The organism is Hymenobacter psoromatis (assembly GCF_020012125.1).
GTDB classification, from domain to species: Bacteria; Bacteroidota; Bacteroidia; order Cytophagales; family Hymenobacteraceae; genus Hymenobacter; species Hymenobacter psoromatis.
The window spans coordinates 228,887-248,200 of record NZ_JAIFAG010000001.1; the positions used below are offsets into that span (position 1 = coordinate 228,887).

The window sequence follows — 19,314 nt, forward strand, 5'->3', positions numbered from 1 at the left end:
GATTAAATTAAAGAGTTACGCTGATGGTGCCCCCGTAAAACTTGGTCGGGGGAGTTTGCAGCACGGTGTTGATACCGATGCCGTTGCTACCGGCTTGTACGCCGCTGAATTCGGGGTCGGTGTAGATGTTCTCCTTGGGCACCCAGGTATAGAGGTTACGCCCGTATACGCTAATCGTCGCCCCTTTCACAAACCCAAATTTCGAAGCTACTGCCACCGGCACAGCATAGCTCAGGGCTATCTGCCGAATCTTGAAGAAGGTGCCGCTGGTCACGTAGTTTTCGGCTACGCCCGTGTTCCAGCTCGCCGTATTGGCCCAGAACTCCGAGCCACCCGGCGTCAGGCCGGCAGTATTCGGTGCGTAGGTTTTGCCCCCGTCGTTCGAGATGGCCGAGTTGGGATACACGAAGTCTTTGCGGCCGTACTGCGTGCTGCGGATGCCGCCCCCGGTGAAGTCGAGGTTCTCGCCAATGGTATTGTATATCACGTAGCCCGTGCGTAGCTCACCCTGCCCGGCCAGCGTCAGGCCCTTGTAGGTGATGTTGGCGTTGAAGCCATACTTATACTTGGGCTGCGTGTTGCCGAAGGTTTTGAAGTTGGTATCAATCAGCGGGGCGTAGCGCACCAGGTTCGGGTCGTTGGGGTCGCTCACTTGTGTCTCTTTTACCTGGCCAGCATCGGTGCGCTGGTAGGAAGTACCCTGCAACACCGGGAAAGGCTGACCTTCGACCGCGTAAAGACCGGCGTTGGCGGTTTGGCCAACGGCTCCGCTACCCGCCGTTAGGTTCAGCGGCATGTGGTTCAGCAGCGAGATTACTTTGTTGTTGTTATAGTTGAAGTTACCTCCTAGCGTGATAGTCAAGCCGTTATCAGTCCGCACGGGCGTGATGTTCAAATCAGCCTCAATACCTTTGTTCTGCACTTCACCCGCGTTGAGTAGCAGGCTGCTGTAGCCAGAGGTAGACGAAACGCTCGTCGTAACCGTTTGGCCGGTGCTCTTCTGCTGGTAGTAGGTAGCCCCCGCAGCTATGCGCCGCTTGAGGAAGCTTAGCTCAATGCCGGTTTCAACCGACACCGTGTTTTCCGGCAGCAGGCCCGGCTGCACCAGCCCGTTGTTGGCGGTGAAGGAGGCCAGGCCACCGAAGGGGAAGCCCGTACCGGCCGAATAAGTCGAATTCAGCGAATAAGCACCGCCGGTCTGGTATACCCCAATGCCCGTGGCGCTGGGCAGGTTCACCTGGCTTACCTTGGTGATACCGCCGCGAATCTTGCCGTAGTCCAGGAACGAAGCGTCTTTCAGGGCCGGGATAGCGTTGCTGAACACGAACGAGGCATCTACCCCAGGGTAGACGAAGCTGCGGTTGCTAGCATCCAAAATCGAGATATTATCGTTGCGGCCCGAGCCGTGCAGATAGAAGAAATCCTTGTAGCCCAGGGTCAGGTCGGCGTAGAAGGCATATACCCGGCTTTGGGCGTGCGCGTCGAAGCCATCCAGGTTACCTACCCGGTTGTTGAGGTTGAACTGGTCGGGCACGGCCAGCGCGGTCGAAGCCACGTAGCCGTAGCGGCTGTCCAGTTGCTGCACGTTATTACCCAGGATGGCTTGTATGTTAAAATTGCCAACGGTCTTATCCAGGCTAACAAACAGGTCCGAGTTGATGCGGCGCAGGTTGCTGCTCAAATCCTGCACGAAGCCGGAATAGCTGGTAATCTGCTTGGGCGAGCCATCGGCCAGCGAGAATTTGTTCTGGGTGGTCAGGCTTGCCTGCTCGATAGAGGTAGTACCCAGGCGGTATTGCAACCGCAGCCCGTTCGATATCTTATACGACAGGTCAATGTTGCCCTGGAGCGTGTTGCGCTTATCGTTCGTGCGGTTAGCGTCGAGGATAAAGTACGGGTTGTAATAGTAGGCGTTGTAGTAGCCGTAGTTAGGTTCCGAGTACTTATCATTCTTATAGTCGCTGTACTGCGTGAGCGGTGCCAGCGAAGTCGTGTTAAACACGTTCCAATACACCGACGTATTGCGGTCCAGGTTGGAGGTGAAGTCTGAGGCTTGCAGCACGTACGAGACGTTGAAGCCCACCGTCAGCCGGCCCAGCTCGCGCGAAGCGTTGAAGCGGAAGCTGTTACGGTCATACTTATCCTTGGGCACGATGCCGTTGTTGTGCAGATTCTGGTAGGAGGCAAAAAACTTGGTTTTCTCATCCCCGCCCGAAAACGACACCCCGTTCTGCATCTGGTAGCCAGTGTTGAAAAAATCCTTCTTCGCGTCGGGATGCGGCGAATAGGTGATTTGCTGCACGCTGCCATCAGCCAGCGGCTGGCCGAAAGGCCGGAGCGAGCCGTCGTAGCGCGGGCCGTACTGCTGGTTTTCAAACCCTTGGTACTGGTAGCCATAACCCGAGTCCGGCGTGTTGTCGGGCTTGAAGAAGATGCCTGCTTTTGCATTCGGCGAGTTGTTGTACCAGTCGGGCGAGCCGGGGCCAAACTCGTTCTGAAACTTAGGCAGGAACGAGATGGACTCAAACTGCGAGGTGTGCGAGAAATTAACTACAGGGGTAGTGCCGCCCCGCTTAGTAGTAATAATAAGTGCTCCGTTGGAAGCCTGCGAGCCGTAGAGCGCAGCGGCGTTAGCCCCTTTCAGCACGGAGATAGACCCGATGTCGTCGGGGTTCAGTGCGCCGAGTACTTCATTGGTCGTAATAACCCCGTCAATAACGATGAGGGCTTCGTTGTTACCCGTCAGCGAACGGCTGCCGCGTAGCGTCACGCGGGGGGTAGGGTTGATGCCGCTGTTCGTAGTTTGAATCTGCAAGCCCGAAACCTTGCCGGCCAGGCCGCTCACCACGTTGGTCGGGCGCGCCTGGGTAACTTCTTTGGTGTCGAGCGTAGCCGTGGCGTAGCCCACCTGCTGCTCCTGGCGCTGGATACCCAGCGCGCCCGTCACTACTACCTCGCCCAGTTGCTTGGCGTCGGTGGCCAGGGCCGCATTGATGTTAGCGCCATTGCCGATGGCTTGCTCTATCAACGTGTAGCCGATGAAGCTGAATACTAAGGTGGTCGCCGTAGTGGGCACGCTCAGGGTGTAAGCACCGTCGGCGTTGGTAGAGGTGCCGATAGTCGGTTGCCCTTTAACGATAACCGTTACGCCCGGTAGTCCTTGCCCGGAGGCCCGCTCCGTCACGCGGCCCGCCACTGTCCGGTTTTGGGCCGCCGCCTGCTGCCATAGGCAACTAAGCAGCAGGACCACTAACAGGGAAAAATTCTTCATACTTGAAGGGGTAAAAAGTGGAAAAAAAGATTAACTCACTGCCAAAAAGAGTCGAATCACAGGCCAAGTTATCACATTCTTACCGAATGTAAAAATTAGCCAAGTAGGTCAGCAAAAAAGATAACTTTCGGAAACAGGCAGCCACCACTATATTTTTCGGATATTATTACGGCGGATTAGGGGCTATTGCGCTTATTATGAGAAGATTGTGGATGAGTATGCAGGCTATTCTGAAACCAAAAAATCCAAATAACAGCAATTATTAGTGACAGTTGAATTGGGCGCACCCGCAGTCAATGCTGCTCTTGCATGGTGCAGATGGATAAAAAATTCAATTGCGAAGTGGTAAAAGAGTAGTTTTGAATTTTCATAATAAATTCATTTAACTTATCTATCACGCGAAGACAACTTTATGTGCGCTACCCAGCAAGCATTCAGGAGGCCGAGTGGCGGCCAGTAGCATAAGCTAGGGAGTTTGCGCTATGCCCATATGACTTTCTGAAGAGCCTGTTAGCAGGATGAATTCAAAATAAATTTTTATATACTCTATAGTGTATAAAAACAAAATTAGTAAGGGGTACTACTCGTGCAGATGCGCAGGAGATTTGGTAGAATAATTAAAATTTATCAAAGAATAAAATATGCCGCATGTTAATTTTCCATTTTGAAATGAATTAAAAAATGCTGGCCCGTAGCTGATGGAAGCGGCTTCCGAGTCGCGTGTTTGACCTTATATTGCGCCACATTTTTACCCATGCCAATTGTATTTGGTATTATTTTCTTATCTCTTTTCACCTTCCTTTTTTCTCAATGAAAAAAATCTTACTCATGAGTATTGTACTCATGCTTACCCTATTCCATGTAGCGCTAGCCCAAACGCGGACGGTATCGGGAAGGGTAACGGACCAGAAGACCGGCGAGGGCCTGCCCGGCGTAACGGTTCTCCTGAAAGGCACGACCAACGGCGTATCTACCAACTCGGACGGGGCATTTAGCCTGACTGTTCCCGCCACGGGAGGCACCTTAGTTTTCAGTTCAGTTAATTATGTAACGCAGGAGCGTCCGCTCGGAGCCGACTCGCAACTCACTGTGGGCCTAGCGGCCGACAACAAAGTGTTGAGTGAGGTAGTCGTGACCGGCTACGGCACCCAGGAGCGCCGCGACCTGACGGGCTCTATTGCTACGGTGCAGGGCGAGGCGGTAGCCAACTTGGCTACCCCCAGCTTCGCGCAACAGCTTGGAGGCCGCGCCGCCGGCGTGGCGGTGCAAACGCCCAGCGCTTTGCTGGGCCAGCAGCCCCGTATCCAGATTCGGGGAGCGAACTCGATTTCCTCGGGTTCCACTCCGCTAGTGGTAGTGGATGGCCAGCCCATCTTCACGGGCCAGAACAGCGGGATTGACGAAAACGGGTCAAGCGGCCTGGCCGATATAAACCCGAACGACATCGAGTCTTACGAGGTGTTGAAAGACGGCTCGGCTACGGCTATCTATGGCTCCCGCGGTGCCAACGGTGTTATCCTCATCACGACCAAGCACGGCCGTAAGGGCAAGGCTACTGTTACTTACAATGCCTATATTGGCGCGGCCAAAACCCTGAAGCGCTACTCAGTGCTAGGGGCCGATGACTTCATCAAAATCAGCAATGAGAAGCAGTTCAATGCCGACCCAACTGCTGTGCCGCTGGCTGCGGCCTACTCCGATGCCAATGGCAACCCGGTGAGCACCGACTGGCAGAGCCAGATTTTCCGCACCGGCATCCAGCAAAACCATTCGGTGGCCGTGTCGGGCTCGACGGATAAAACCAACTTCTTCTTCTCGGGCGGCTTCACCGACCAGAAGGGGGTAGTCAAGGCGAATTCGCTGCAGCGCTTCACCTTCCGTGCCAATGTGGACAGTGAAATAAAGCCCTGGCTGCGCGTCGGCTTCAACGCCGGTATAACCCGCACCCAGACGCTGGGCCTGAACACCAGCACCAACGGCCTGTCGGGCAACGTGGCCTCGGCTTTGTCGTTGTTTCCGAACGTGCCGGCCCGCAATCCCGACGGCTCGCCCTACGCCAGCTCCGGTGGCTTCCTGGGCCGCGGCAATAACACGGCGGATATCTCTTTCGCCTACCCCAACGTCATTTTCGGCATCGAAAATAACATCTACCGCTCCGTCAGCTACCGCATTCTGGGCAATGGCTACCTGGAAGTGGAGCCAATCAAAAACCTGCGCATTCGCTCGCAGCTCAGCACCGATACCCAGTTGGAAGATGACCTGTTGTACTACGACCCCCGCCAGGGTGACGGCCGCGGCTCGAATGGTTACGTGCAACAGCAGTTCAGCCCCAACATTCGCTGGAACTTCCAGAACACGGCTACTTATAACAACGTCATTGCCGAAGACCACAAAATCAACGCCGTAGTGGGGGTAGAGTACCAGAAAACTAATGCGGATTACTACTATGCATCGGGTACCAAGCTCTCGGACCGCCTATTGGGCCAAAACGGTATTATTACGCAGACGCTCGGCTCGCAAGTCGTCGGCGGCGACTTCTTGCAGCAGGGCTACCAGTCGTACTTCGGCCGCCTGAACTATTCGTTTAAAGACCGCTACCTGGTGAGCGGTACCGTGCGCTCGGATGCTCTTTCTTCGCTGGCTCCTGGTCATCAGCGTGGCTGGTTCCCCGGTGGCTCCATCGGCTGGCGCGTGTCGCAGGAAGATTTCTTTAAGAACTCTGCGCTGGGCAAGGTCTGGACGGACCTAAAGCTGCGCGCCTCCTACGCCCGCGTAGGTAACTCCGACATTGGTTTCTACCCCTACGCTGGCATCTACAACCCCGCGCAGTACGGCAACCAGTCGGGCATTTCTTACGGACAGTTTGGCAACAGCAACCTGCGTTGGGAGAACAGCAAGAAGCAGGATTACGGGGTTGACATGGGCTTCCTCGACGGACGCATTACGTTTACGGCTGACTACTACCGCAACTTCAATGATGGCCTGATTCTGGCCGTGCCGCTGCCGCAGTCGTTCGGGGTACCCAACAGTTCTTATAATGCCAACGTAGGTTCGCTGTGGAACAAGGGCCTCGAGTTGTCGGTAACGACGCAGAACATCCGCAACGAAAACTTTACTTGGTCGTCGAGTGTAAATTTCTCGACCAACGTTAACCAGATTACTTCGACGGGGCCGGGCAATAACCCCATTCCGGGTGTGTTCCAGGGCGGCACCTACACTATTACGCAGGTGGGCTCGTCCATCGGCTCGCTGTACGGCTATGATTACCGCGGGGTAGACCTCGCCAATGGTAATCCCATCTGGCGTAAGGCGGATGGCTCGCTCGTGCAGGGTAACATTGATACGGGTACCTACGCGGTGTACGACCCAGCCAATCCGGGCAATATATCGAAGCAGTCCAGCCTCGGCACGGCTGATAAGATTATCCTGGGCCAGACGAACCCCAAGGCTTTTGGTGGCTTAGACAACACCTTTACCTATAAAGGATTCGACCTGGATATCTTCTTCCGCTACAACTTCGGCAACTCCGTGATGAACATCACGCGCCAGCAGCTGCTGCGTCAGGACTTCCTGAACAACGGCTCGGAAATCCTGGGCCGCTGGCAGTCGCCTACCAATCCGGGCGACGGCACTACCCCCCGTTTGTCGCTGGGTTCGGGCGACTTCGTCAATACGACCAACGCGTCGTCGTCGCGCTTCGTGCAGACTGCCAATTTCGTGCGCGTGCAGAATATCACACTGGGCTACACCCTGCCTACCCGCTACGTAGGCGCGCTGAACCTGAGCCGCGTGCGCATCTTCGGGCAGGTGCAGAATCTGTACACGTTCACCAATTACAAAGGGGTAGACCCGGAGGTGAACACGGTTAATTCGACTGCCAACGGTGGTAATCCCAATACCTTGACCGGCCTCGACTACAACAGCAACCCGCAGCAGCGGGTGTTCACGGGTGGCTTGAACGTAGCTTTCTAACTCTTGCTTTACTTCTTATCAATGAAAAATTTTATGTCTTTAGGAGGAGCTACCCGGCGCAAGGCTTTTACGGCCACGCTGGGCCTGGGCTTGCTGCTAGGAGCCTGCAACGTAACCAACGTGGTGCCGCAGGATGCGCTGTCGGAAACGGCCGTATATACCGACCCGGCCCGGATTGCCCTGGCTGTAACGGGCGTGTACAACGCGGCCCAGGTGGGTTTTTATAACGGCACCTCGGGTGGCGGGCGGGGCTACCCGTTTGGCGCGGCCTCTACGGACCTGGGCGATGCCCGCGGGGAGGACGTGACTGATATGGCCGGTTTCTTCGGTATTGTATTCAGGAACAATATCACGGCCAATAGCCCCAATATCGTGTATATGTGGGCCAACTGCTACGCGCTGATTAACCAAGCTAACGTAACCATTGAAGGAATTCAGCAGGCGGCGACAGCGGGGGTTATCCCGGCCGCTACCGAGGCGGGGTACGAAGGCGAAATGCGCTTTTTGCGGGCGCTGGCGCACATGGAACTGGTTATCAACTTCTCCAAACCCTACACCGATGGCAACGGCAATAACGCCGGCGTACCCTACCGCGATACGCCCATCAACACGCCAGAGGCCCTGGGAGCTGCCGGGCTGGTAGGCCGGGGTCTGGTATCCGACGTGTACACCAAGATGCTGGCCGACCTGGACTTTGCCGAGGCTAATCTGTCGAGTGATGCCGGAGCGCTGAAGACCCATGCCACTAAGGCGGCGGCCATTGCCTTGAAGCAGCGCCTGCATATCTACCAGGGCGACTGGGCCGGGGCTATCACGGAGGGTAACAAGCTCATCAGCGGTACTTCTACGTTCACCAGCCCTATCAACGGTCTGGTACTAATGCCAACGCAACGGTCTGCCTTCGTGGGAGCAGGTACTACGAACGAGAGTATCTTCTCGATTGAAAACAGCAACATCAGCAATCCCGGCGTAAACGGAGCCATACCCAACGTTTTTGGTTCAGCCTCTACCCCGACAGATTCCATTCCTGGTATCAACGGTCGCTCGCTGCTTGGGGTGAGCCCCATTCTGTACAATGCACCATTCTTTACCTGCAATGACCTGCGCCGCACCGAGATGATGCAGCAAGATGGCGTGCGTCCGTGCTACGTTATCCGGAAGTACCTAGACGCGGCTACCTCGACGGACTACAACCCCATTATGCGCTACGCCGAAGTGCTGCTGAACCAGGCCGAGGCTCAGGCCCGCAGCGGTAATGATGCCCAAGGGCTGGCCCTGCTTAACGCCGTGCGTAACCGCTCGGTGGCCGCCACCGACCAGTACGCGGCTGGGTCTCTCACAGGTACCAAGCTAGTACAGGCCATCCTGAACGAGCGCCGCATTGAGTTCGTAGGCGAGGGCTTGCGCTGGGGCGATATCTCCCGCCTGGCTACCGACCCCGTGTATGCGCCCATTCCAGGCGGTGGTATTCCTGGCAAGCTGAACGGCCAGGCCAGTCAGTTTACGATTGCTAGCTACATCTGCGGAGCCGGGGCTACCCCCAAGTTGGCAGCCGTGCCCTACAAGGGAGCGGCTAATAGCACGTTGTTTCTGTGGCCCATCCCTAGCACCGAAACGCAGATTAACCCTACCCTAGCTGGCCAGCAGAACCCCGGCTACTAGGCATAATTTTTTAAGGGGAGTAGCCCTGTTTACTGCCCAGCTTAAGAGCCCCTGGCCTTCGTGGCCGGGGGCTCTTTTATTTTTTTTAGGTAAATAATAAGCAGTAAGCCCCTTTTTGTGCATGTTATTCAAGTTTGCGCCATACTTTAGTGGCTTCACAGTGAACACATTTTTTAATCACACTTTCTTAACAAGCATTCCGCATGAAGAAAAAGCTACTTATGAGCATAGTGCTCATGCTTACCCTGTTCCAGGCGGTGCTGGCCCAAACCCGCACGGTAACTGGACGGATAACGGACCAGAAAACCGGCGAGGGCCTGCCGGGTACTACGGTGCTTTTGAAAGGCACCACTACGGGGGTATCAACCAGTGCCGACGGGCGCTTTAGCCTGAGCGTGCCCGGAATAGGAGGTACTCTGGTGATTAGCTCAGTGGGCATGACCACCCAGGAAGTACTGCTAGGCGACCGCAACAACCTGGATATCGCGTTGGGGCCGGACAGCAAACAGCTGAGCGAAGTAGTTGTGCTCGGCTATGGGGAGCAGGTAAGCCGCCGCGAGCTAACGGGGTCGGTTGCTACCGTCAACTCCAACCAGTACAAGGACCAGCCCGTTACCGGTGTAGACCAGGCCCTGCAAGGCCGGGCGGCTGGGGTGCAGGTATCGCAAAATTCGGGGGCACCGGGCGGGGGCATTTCGGTGCGCGTGCGGGGGGCGGCCTCCATTCTGGCCAGCAGCGAGCCGCTGTACGTGGTGGATGGCCTGCCGATTAATACGGGCAACACGTCGCAGCTGGGTACGGGCAACCAGACCACCAACGGCCTGAGCGACCTGAACCCCAACGACATTGCCACGATTGAAGTGCTAAAAGATGCTGCCGCGGCGGCCGTTTATGGTTCGCGGGGTTCCAATGGGGTAGTGCTCATTACCACCAAGCGCGGCCAAGCCGGTAAAACGCAGGTAAACCTGGAGTACTACACGGGACGTTCGACGGTGTGGAAGCGCCCCAAGGTGATAGATGGCCCGCAGCAAACGCAGGTGTTTCTGGATGAAATCAGCAACTATTACCCGGCGAATGCTGATGGAACTATCAATGCGCTTGGAGTTCAATTTCGCAGTCTCGCTGACCTAACCGCCTACTATTTCGGGCCTGGGGGCATAACGAAAGTCGGCAGTATATACCAGTATGCGCAGCCCGCTAATAATTTCTACCGGCCGCTAAGCCAGTTTCAGGACCCCTCCACGGCTCCTACCACCGACTGGGTAAGCCCCGTGCTACGCTCGGCTCCCATCAGTAACTACGCCGTAACCTTTTCGGGCGGCACGGATAAGTCGCGCTACCGCTTGTCGGTGAATGACTTCAACCAGCAGGGTACCCTGGTGGGCTCGGGCTATAACCGGGCCAGTGCCCGCCTGTCGCTGGATAACAACCTGTCGGATAAAATCCGAATGGGGTTATCAATTGGCTTAAGCTCGGCCGCGAATAATCGAGTTAACAACGACAACAGTATTTACGGGGTGCTCACCACGGCTCGCTTATACGCTTCCGACCTGCCCGTATTTAATCCTAATGGGACCTACTACAAAAATGGCTCGCTCGAAAATCCCATTGTAGCAGCCAACGTTCCGCTTATCAAGTCGGTAGATAACCGCCTGCTGGCCACGCAGTATACAGAGTTTGAGTTTATCAAAGACCTGCGCTACCGGGCCACGTTCAGCCTCGACTACCTGTACGAGCGCGACGACCGCTTCTACCCGACTATCACCAACGCCGGGGCGTCGGTTAATGGTGATGCCTCGGCTGGCTCCGTGGAGCAGCCCCGCTTCAACCACATCAGCTCCGTTAATTATTCGCATATCTTCGCTACTGACCATTCGTTGACCGCCCTGGGCGTAGTAGAATATCAGCGCACCAGCTACAGCAGCATTTTTGCCGAGGCCACTGGTTTCCCTAGCAACTCTATTCAATTGCTGTCGGCGGGAGCGAACAAAACGGCCGCGACGTCTTTTGCGACCAACAGCACGCTGTTCAGCCAGTTGCTCAAGCTTAATTATGCCTACAAAGGCAAATACCTGCTGGGCGGCTCGGTGCGGCGCGATAACTCTTCGAACTTCGGTATAAACAACCGGGTAGGCTATTTTGCGGCGGTGTCGGCGGGCTGGCGCGTGATTGACGAGGCATTTCTGAAGGGCCAGACGGCCCTGTCGGAATTAAAGCTGCGCGCCAGCTTCGGCCAGACCGGTAACAACAACTTCGGCACCATTGCCAACGCTGACTTCCCGGCGGTGGGCCTCATCGGTGGGGGCTACAACTACCAGGGCCAGGGTGGCCTGGCACCTAGCCAGCTGGCCAACCCGGCGCTCAAGTGGGAGAGCACGAAAAACTACAACATCGGCCTGGATATCGCAACCCTGCAAAACCGTATTTACCTGTCGGCGGATATCTATAAGCGTATTACCAGCAACCTGCTGCTGGCTGCCCCACTACCCCTCGATACGGGCTACCTGAGCTACAATGCCAACATCGGCAGCCTGGAAAATAAGGGCCTGGAGCTAGCCCTGACGACGATAAACCTGGCCGGCGATGGAAACAGCTTCGGCTGGACTACCAATTTCAATATCTCGTTCAATCGCAATAAAGTAACGGCCTTATCGGACCCTAGCCCCACGGGTATAGCGCAGGGCTTTGCCAGCCGCCTAAAAGTGGGCGAGCCGCTCGGAGCCTTTTATGGCTACCGCGTAGACCACATCTTCCAGACGCAGGATGAGATTAATACCCTGAACTCAAAGTCGCCCACGGGAGCGTACCAGACGGCGGCTACCCGCCCCGGCGATATCAAGTTTAAGGACCTGAACGGCGACGGCGTTGTTACGGCCGCTGACCAGGAAATCATCGGTAATGCCCAGCCTAAGTACTTCGGCGGCATCACGAACACCTTCCGCTACAAGGGGGTGGACTTGAACGTGTTCTTCCAGTTCAACGTGGGTAACCAGATTTACAACAACCCGCGGGCCTACAACCAGGGCATGAGTTCGGTATACGGCCAGGATGTGGCCGTGCTGAACCGCTGGACGCCAACTAACACCAATACCGACGTGCCGCGCGCCGTGTATGGCGACCCGAATGGCAATACCCGCACGTCGGACCGCTTCCTGGAAAACGGCTCTTATGGTCGTTTCAAGACGGTAACACTGGGCTACAACCTGCCGACGGACCTGATTTCACACGTGCACGTGCGCACGCTGCGCTTCTACGTGCAGGCCCAAAACCTGGTCACGTTCACCAAGTACACGGGCCTCGACCCGGAGCTGAATACCGTGGCCGGGTCTAATACGGCGCTGGGCACGGACTTCTTCACCTACCCGCAGGCCCGGACCATCACGGGTGGAGTAAACCTCGGCTTTTAATTTTATTCGTCAGTTCGTACTATGAAACTTAATTCTTTTCACTGGCTACTGGCCAGTGCTGCTTTCACCCTGACGCTGGGGCTGGGCGGCTGCAACAAAGCGCTGGACGTGCAGCCCCAGGCGGCTATCAATTCCTCCATTGGCTACACCACCAAGGAGGACGCCGCCGCCGGCTTAGTTGGCTGCTACGACGCAGTGCAGGCGGCCGACTACCAGGGGGTAGGATACTCTTCTATGGGGGAGCTGATTTCGGGTAATATTCTGGAAGTAGGAACCTACAATACTACTTTCGGCTACATAGGACAAAACCTGCTCGCGGGCGATAACGTGCAGATACAAAATACGTGGCAGGTCATTTACGACGGTATCAACCGCGTTAATTACCTGCTGCAGCAGAGCGACAATATCACCGACCCGGCCTTTCCGAAGCTGACTACCCAGGCCGAAGCCCGCTGCCTGCGCGCTTACAACTACATGAACCTGCTGGGCTATTGGGGCGGTACGACGCAGGGCTTTGGCTACCCCAGTGGGGTAGGGGTGCCTCTGCGCCTGCTACCTGTGCCCAGTACCACGGAGGCTACCCCCATCGCCCGCGCTTCGGAGGCCGATGTGGTGACGGCCATCCGGGCCGACTTGGATTTTGCCATCGCCAACCTGCCCGTGGCCGCGAGCGGCGGGTCGGTGCGCTGCACCAAAAACGCGGCGCTGGCACTGCGGGCCCGGCTGGAGCTGTGGCTGCGTAACTATGCCGACGCGCTGAAATATGCCCAGCAGGTGCCGGCCGTAGCAGGCTTTGCCTCGCTGTCGCTGGCTTCCACCACTATTCCCGATGCCATCTGGCAGCTGTCTTTCTCCAACACCGACCAGAACTTATATGCCTTCTACTGGTATCCTTCGCCCGGTGGCCGCAACGAGTTTGACCCCGGCCCGGCCCTGATTGCCGCCCACCCGGCCGGCGATAAGCGCCTACCTATCAATAACAACCTCACACCCGCTGGTACCACGCTGAAGTACACCCACACGGCCACCCGTGACGATTACTTCAGCTGCGTGCGCTATGCCGAGGTGGTGTTGACGACTGCCGAAGCCGCCGCGCAGACCGGCGACCTGATAACGGCTACTGCCCAGCTCAACATCATCCGCAGCCGGGCCGGCCTGGCTCCCAGCACCGCTACGACCGCGGCCGACCTGGTGACCGATATTCTGCTTCAGCGCCGCCTGGAGCTGGCCTACGAAGGGCAGTACTGGATGGACTTGCGCCGCACAAATACCGTGCAAACGACGCTGCCAACCTACACCCAAACTTTCCGTAACCTGTTCCCCCTCCCCACGCGGGAGGTGAACATTACGGGTGGTATCATCGTGCAGAACACGGGTTTCTAAACCCGCTGTTTATTGAAAAAAAGCCCCCGGCCAACTTTTGGCCGGGGGCTTTTTAATGCGTTATAAACGCCCTCGTTTATCACAGAATGTACTGGCTCATGTCACGGTTTTTCACCATGTCGCGCAGGCGCTCTTCCACCAGCTGCGGGGTGATGGTGAGCGCTGCGCCGGCCGCGATTTTATCCGGTACGTCGTAAAGCAGGTCGTTGAGCAGGCGGCTCATCACGGTGTGCAGGCGGCGGGCCCCGATGTTTTCGACTTCGGAATTGACCTCGGCCGCGATGTCGGCCACTTTGAGCAGGGCCTCGTCCTCAAAAATCAACTGCACGTCTTCGGAAGCCAGCAGGGCTTGGTACTGCTTGGTGAGGGCGTTTTTGGGGTCTTTGAGAATGCGGTAAAAGTCGTCTTTGGTCAGGCTTTGCAGCTCTACCCGGATGGGGAAGCGGCCTTGCAGCTCGGGAATGAGGTCCGAGGGCTTGCTGACGTGGAAGGCCCCAGCGGCGATAAACAGGATGTGGTCGGTGTTCACGATGCCGTACTTGGTGTTCACGGCCGAACCCTCCACGATGGGTAGCAAATCGCGTTGCACACCCTGGCGGCTCACGTCGGGGCCGCCGTTCTTGCCGCCGCCAGCGGTAGCTACCTTGTCAATCTCATCAATGAAGATGATGCCCGAATTCTCGGTCTGGCGGATGGCCTCCTCTTTGATTTCATCCATATCCACGAGCTTGGCGGCCTCCTCGTCGAGCAGAATTTTGCGGGCTTCGGCCACGGTCACCTTGCGCTTGCGCTGCTTTTTGGGCATCATCGAGCCCAGCATATCCTGCAAACCCGACATCGTGGCTTCATCCATCATGCCCGGCGCGCCCATGATGCCCACGCTTGGGCCGCCCTGCGCCACGCTGATTTCGATGCGGCGGTCTTCCAGCTCACCATTGCGAATTTTCTGGCGGAAGCGCTCGCGGGTGCGCTCGTTTAGCTCCTGGTCCGAGTTGGGCACGGCATCGCCGGCAATGCTCTCGGCGCTGATGCCGATGCCGAAACCCAGGCTGGAGCTACTACCCCCCTCTTTAGCCGGAGCCTTGAGGGGCGGGATGAGCGCATCGAGGATAATGTCTTCCACGGCCTGGGCAGCCTGGGCTTTCACCTCCTCCTGGCGGCGCTGGCGCAGGCGGCTCACAGCCTGCTCGGCCAGGTCGCGCACCATGCTTTCCACGTCGCGCCCCACGTAGCCAACTTCGGTAAACTTGCTGGCCTCGACCTTCACAAACGGCGCATCGGCCAGGATGGCGAGGCGGCGGGCAATCTCGGTTTTGCCCACGCCCGTGGCCCCAATCATCAGAATATTGTTCGGCACAATCTCCTTTTGCATGTCGGCCGGAGCGTGCAGCCGCCGCCAGCGGTTGCGCAGCGCAATGGCCACGTGGCGCTTGGCCTCATGCTGGCCGATGATATACTTATCGAGTTCGGCCACAATCTGGGCCGGGGTAAGAAAGGTGGTAGCTAGCATTCGGGAAAATAGAGGGGGTAGGAAAGGGCAATGAGTAAAGAACGGTCATGCTGACGAAGGAAGCATCTCTACTGCGTAACTAATTCCAATCGTCAGAATTACTATGCGGTAGAGATGCTTCCTTCGTCAGCATGACCGTTCTTTAGTTAACAAAGCAGTTAGCGTTTCTTCTCAAGGAGTAGCCGCCCCAAAACGATGGCTGAGGGTAATATAGTTGCTACTGCCCGCGGCTTGCAGGGTCGCATACGTGTAATCGAGCTGAAACTGCGAAATCCGCACCATTGCCCCGAAGCTGAAGCCGGCCCCGCCGCCCACGTTATCGAGGCGCAGCTCGCGGGCTTGCAAATGGTTGTAGCCCGCGCGCAGGCTCAGGCCCTTGCCTAGCAGCAGCTCGGCCCCCACGGTGAGGTGCCGGGCCAGGTTGTCGGCGAAGTTTTTACTGGCCCGCACTGTGTCGCCGGCCGGGTTGGTCGAGGTCGCGTTGGGGTCCAGATATTGAATATTCCACTGCTGCAAGTGGTGGGCCGTAAAGGTGAAGCGCAATGGCATGTGCTCGGGCTTGATGGTAGTGCCCAGCTGCACATCGAGGGGTAGGGGCTCACGGGCGCGGGCAATGTAGGGCACCAGCATTCCGCCCGCGTTCTTCACCACCAGGCCCACCGTAAAATCCTGGTCCGCCCGTGGCTTGTAGAGCACGCCTGCATCGCCGGCCAGCGCTAGTGCCCGCACGCCCGCAATGCTCGACACGGCCAGCTTGGCCGTGAGGCCGAAGGTAAACTTGCCCTTCGTATACGAGTCGGCCGCTGCCAGCACGTATTCATTCACCGCAAACGTACTCAGCAGGTTGCCCGCCGCGTCGTAGCTATCAAAGCTCCCGTAATTGAAATACGACAATCCTAATCCGAAGCGCCCACGCTTCTCGGTATTGAAGGCGTAGGCTAGCGTGCTCTGCTTAATATCCGCCACGTAGGCCACGTAGCTCGCGGCTGCGGCGTTGTCATTAGCGTTGTACAGCAGCGCCGGGCTGGCAAAAAATTGCGTCGGGTCGGCACTGCGGGCCGAGGCCGTCATGCCGCCCAGCCCGGCCAGCTGCGCCGAGGGGGGTAGGGACAGACTCTGAAACGCCGCCCGCCCGCCAATCTGAGCCTGGGCGGCGAAGGACAGCAGCAGAAAAAACGGTAGCAGTTGTTTCATATAACTAACAGGGTGGCGGGCGTGTAGTCAGCTTTGGCTTGCTGGGCCAACGAACATAGGGGGCACTTTAGCTTGCCGGAAGCCAGAAAAATTACCGTTGGCAAACTAAAGCTGACTCTACATTTTTCCGGTGAGCTAAAGCTAATCGCGCTACCTCATTGCACCTCCACGCTCGGCCCTACGGGGGCGGGGGCCTCGTCGCGCACGGGTAGCTTCTGGGGGCGAGCCACCAGCTCGGGCAGCAGGGCCACGGCCAGCACGTCGTCCACGCGCTCGGCGTAGTGAATGCGCACGCCCTTGAGGTACTCGGCCGGGATTTCCTCCACGTCCTTGCGGTTTTTAGGCGAAAGAATAATCATATCAATGCCCGCCCGGCGCGCGGCCAGCAGCTTTTCCTTGATGCCGCCCACCGGAAGCACCCGCCCGCGCAGCGTGATTTCGCCGGTCATGGCCATCTTTGGCCGAATCTTGCGCTGGGTATAAGCCGAGGCGATGCTCGTAAAAATGGCGATGCCCGCGCTCGGCCCGTCCTTCGGAATGCCGCCCTCGGGAAAGTGAATGTGCAGGTCGTACTGCTCAAACAAGCGGTGGTCGATGCCCAACTCGTCGCCCCGCGAGCGCAGGTACGAGAGCGCCGTAATCGCCGATTCCTTCATCACGTCGCCGAGCTGTCCGCTGAGCGTAAGCTTACCCCGGCCCCGACTCAAGAGGCTCTCCACGAACAAGATATCGCCGCCCACGCTGGTCCAGGCCAGGCCCGTGACTACGCCAGCCGTGTCGTGGTCCTGGTCCTTGTCGCGCTCGAAGCGCGGCGCGCCCAGAATGCGCAGCACGTCGCTTGGGTCCAGCTGGGGGGGTAGGGCTTCCTTGCTGGCCTTGCGGCGGGCCAGGTGGCGGGTAAGGGCCGCGAGCTGGCGCTCCAGGCTGCGCACGCCACTTTCGCGGGTGTAGTCGTCGGCCACGCGGTGCAGGGCCTGGTCGGTGATTTTTACTTCCGTTTCACCCAGGCCGTGTTCGCGCAGCTGCTTGGGCCAGAGATGCTTGCGGGCAATCTGTACTTTCTCCTCCTGGGTGTAGCCGGTGAGGTCGATAATCTCCATCCGGTCGCGCAGGGCGGGCTGAATGGTTTCCAAAGAGTTGGCCGTGGCGATAAACAGCACGCGGCTCAAATCGTACTCCACTTCCAGGTAGTTATCCGTGAACGTCGAGTTTTGCTCCGGGTCCAGCACTTCCAGCAGCGCCGACGACGGGTCGCCCCGGAAGTCGCTGCTCACCTTGTCAATCTCATCCAGAATAATGACCGGGTTGCTCACGCCGGCCTTCTTTATCTGCGAGATAATGCGGCCCGGCATGGCTCCCACGTAGGTTTTGCGGTGCCCCCGAATCTCAGCCTCGTCGCGCACGCCGCCCAGGCTCAAGCGCACGTACTTGCGGCCCAGTGCCTGCGCAATGCTGCGCCCCAGCGAGGTTTTGCCCACGCCAGGCGGCCCGTAGAGACATAAAATCGGCGCTTTTAAATCCTGTTTCAACTTCAGCACGGCCAGGTATTCGAGGATGCGCTCCTTTACTTTCTCCAGCCCAAAGTGGTCGGCATCCAGGATTTTCTTGGCCGTTTTGAGGTTGAACTTATCCTTGGTCGTCGCGCCCCAGGGCAAATCCAGCAAAAACTCCACGTAGTTGAGCGTCACCGGGTAGTCGGGCGACATCTGGTTGAGCCGCCCCAGCTTGCTCAGCTCCTTCTCAAAGTGCTTAGCCGTGGCCTCGGGCCACTTTTTGGTGAGGGCGCGGGCACGCAGCGCGTCCACGTCGCCCTCGGGGCTGCCTTCGCCCTGGCCCAGCTCGTCCTGCAAGGTTTTGAGCTGCTTGCGCAGAAAATACTCCCGCTGCTCAGCATCAATGCCGGTGTGGACTTTGGTCCGAATATCGTTCTTAATCTCCAGCAGCTCAATCTGCCGCAGCAGCGCTTCGAGCAGCTGGCGGGCCTGGGCCTCGGGCTCGGCCAGCTCGAGCAGGCGCTGCTTGGCCGGCAGCTCCAGCTGCACATTAGAGGAGAGAAAGTGAATCAGAAAGGCCGGCGACTGAATGCCATCCAGCATATTGCGCGCCTCCGTCGGAATTTCGGGCGTCAATTCCAGCACTTTACTGGCGGCTTCGCGCAGGCTCTGCAGCAGCACCAACTCGCCGTCCTTGTCGGCATCCAGGGCTTTCTCCTCAAAGTACGTGGCCCGCACCGTGAGTTGCGGCGAGTGCGTCAACTCCTCGCCCACCACGAAGCGCGCCTGCCCCTGAATGATGATGGTCACCGTATCATCGGGCTGGTCGATGAGCTTTAGAATGCGGGCCAGAGTGCCCACCGGGTACAGGTCTTCGGTGCCGGGCTCGTCGGCGTCGGGGTGGCGCTGGGCCACTACACCGAGCAGCTTTTCGTTTTTGGCGGCCAGCTTGCGCACCAGCCGAATGCTTTTTTTGCGCGTCACCGTCACCGGCAGCACTACCCCCGGAAAAAGCACCGTATTGCGCACCGGCAAGATGGCCAGCACGGCGGGCGCGTCAACAACTGGTAGCAGGTGGTCGGGGTCGGCAGCCATAATGGCGATAGCGTCGGCGGGCGAATCGGGACCGCCGGCCAGCGCGTGGCCGGGGCGGGACAAATCAAAAGGCATAGAGAAGGCAATTAGCTACCCGCCAACGGCTGGTAGCTCACTAAAAATAGACCGCGCGGAACGCGCGCTAGCGGCTGTCAACCTGGCAGCTAGCAACCATCGGGCTAATATACGGCCGGGGTAGGGGGTAGAAGACAAGGGCCGTGCCAGCCCTCAGCGGCGGCCAATCCGGCGTATTGTTTGCGGGTTGGCAGGCGACTATTAACAAAAAGGATTTTTTGGAGAGAACTTGCGGTGTGATTTCCTTTAGTA

At 57.8% G+C, this 19,314-nt stretch carries 8 protein-coding genes; 4 read left to right on the top strand and 4 right to left on the bottom strand.

Annotation, left to right across the window (positions count from 1 at the left end):
• Nucleotides 1-7: 7 nt before the first annotated feature.
• Nucleotides 8-3,271 carry a SusC/RagA family TonB-linked outer membrane protein gene (locus LC531_RS01015; protein ID WP_223648465.1) on the bottom strand — a complete coding sequence of 1,088 codons (3,264 nt, stop codon included), beginning with the start codon at nucleotides 3,269-3,271 and terminating at the stop codon, nucleotides 8-10.
• An 843-nt stretch (nucleotides 3,272-4,114) separates the two neighbouring features.
• Here LC531_RS01015 and LC531_RS01020 point away from each other — a divergent pair.
• The 4 genes from LC531_RS01020 (at nucleotide 4,115) to LC531_RS01035 (ending at nucleotide 13,695) form a co-directional block, all read left to right on the top strand.
• Nucleotides 4,115-7,243, top strand: coding sequence for a SusC/RagA family TonB-linked outer membrane protein (locus LC531_RS01020; RefSeq protein ID WP_223648466.1), 3,129 nt, complete (start codon nucleotides 4,115-4,117; stop codon nucleotides 7,241-7,243).
• 33 nt (nucleotides 7,244-7,276) lie between these two features.
• Nucleotides 7,277-8,905, top strand: a complete 1,629-nt coding sequence (locus LC531_RS01025; RefSeq protein WP_223648467.1) for a RagB/SusD family nutrient uptake outer membrane protein — start codon at nucleotides 7,277-7,279, stop codon at nucleotides 8,903-8,905.
• Between the two features lie 236 nt (nucleotides 8,906-9,141).
• On the top strand, nucleotides 9,142-12,312 hold the full coding sequence (locus LC531_RS01030; protein WP_223648468.1) for a SusC/RagA family TonB-linked outer membrane protein: 3,171 nt from the start codon (nucleotides 9,142-9,144) through the stop codon (nucleotides 12,310-12,312).
• Between the two features lie 21 nt (nucleotides 12,313-12,333).
• Nucleotides 12,334-13,695: a RagB/SusD family nutrient uptake outer membrane protein gene (locus tag LC531_RS01035; RefSeq protein WP_223648469.1), complete on the top strand. Its 1,362-nt coding sequence runs from the start codon at nucleotides 12,334-12,336 to the stop codon at nucleotides 13,693-13,695.
• A 79-nt stretch (nucleotides 13,696-13,774) separates the two neighbouring features.
• On the opposite strand, the gene hslU is transcribed toward LC531_RS01035, so the two are convergent.
• The 3 genes from hslU to lon form a co-directional block, all read right to left on the bottom strand.
• Nucleotides 13,775-15,205, bottom strand: a complete 1,431-nt coding sequence (hslU, locus tag LC531_RS01040) for an ATP-dependent protease ATPase subunit HslU (protein ID WP_223648470.1) — start codon at nucleotides 15,203-15,205, stop codon at nucleotides 13,775-13,777.
• Between the two features lie 171 nt (nucleotides 15,206-15,376).
• The gene (porQ, locus tag LC531_RS01045) at nucleotides 15,377-16,399 is read right to left on the bottom strand and encodes a type IX secretion system protein PorQ (RefSeq protein ID WP_223648471.1); all 1,023 of its coding nucleotides are present in this window, start codon (nucleotides 16,397-16,399) and stop codon (nucleotides 15,377-15,379) included.
• A 155-nt stretch (nucleotides 16,400-16,554) separates the two neighbouring features.
• Complete coding sequence (gene lon / locus LC531_RS01050) at nucleotides 16,555-19,062, bottom strand: endopeptidase La (protein WP_416138355.1); 2,508 nt, start codon at nucleotides 19,060-19,062, stop codon at nucleotides 16,555-16,557.
• Between the last annotated feature and the right edge of the window lie 252 nt (nucleotides 19,063-19,314).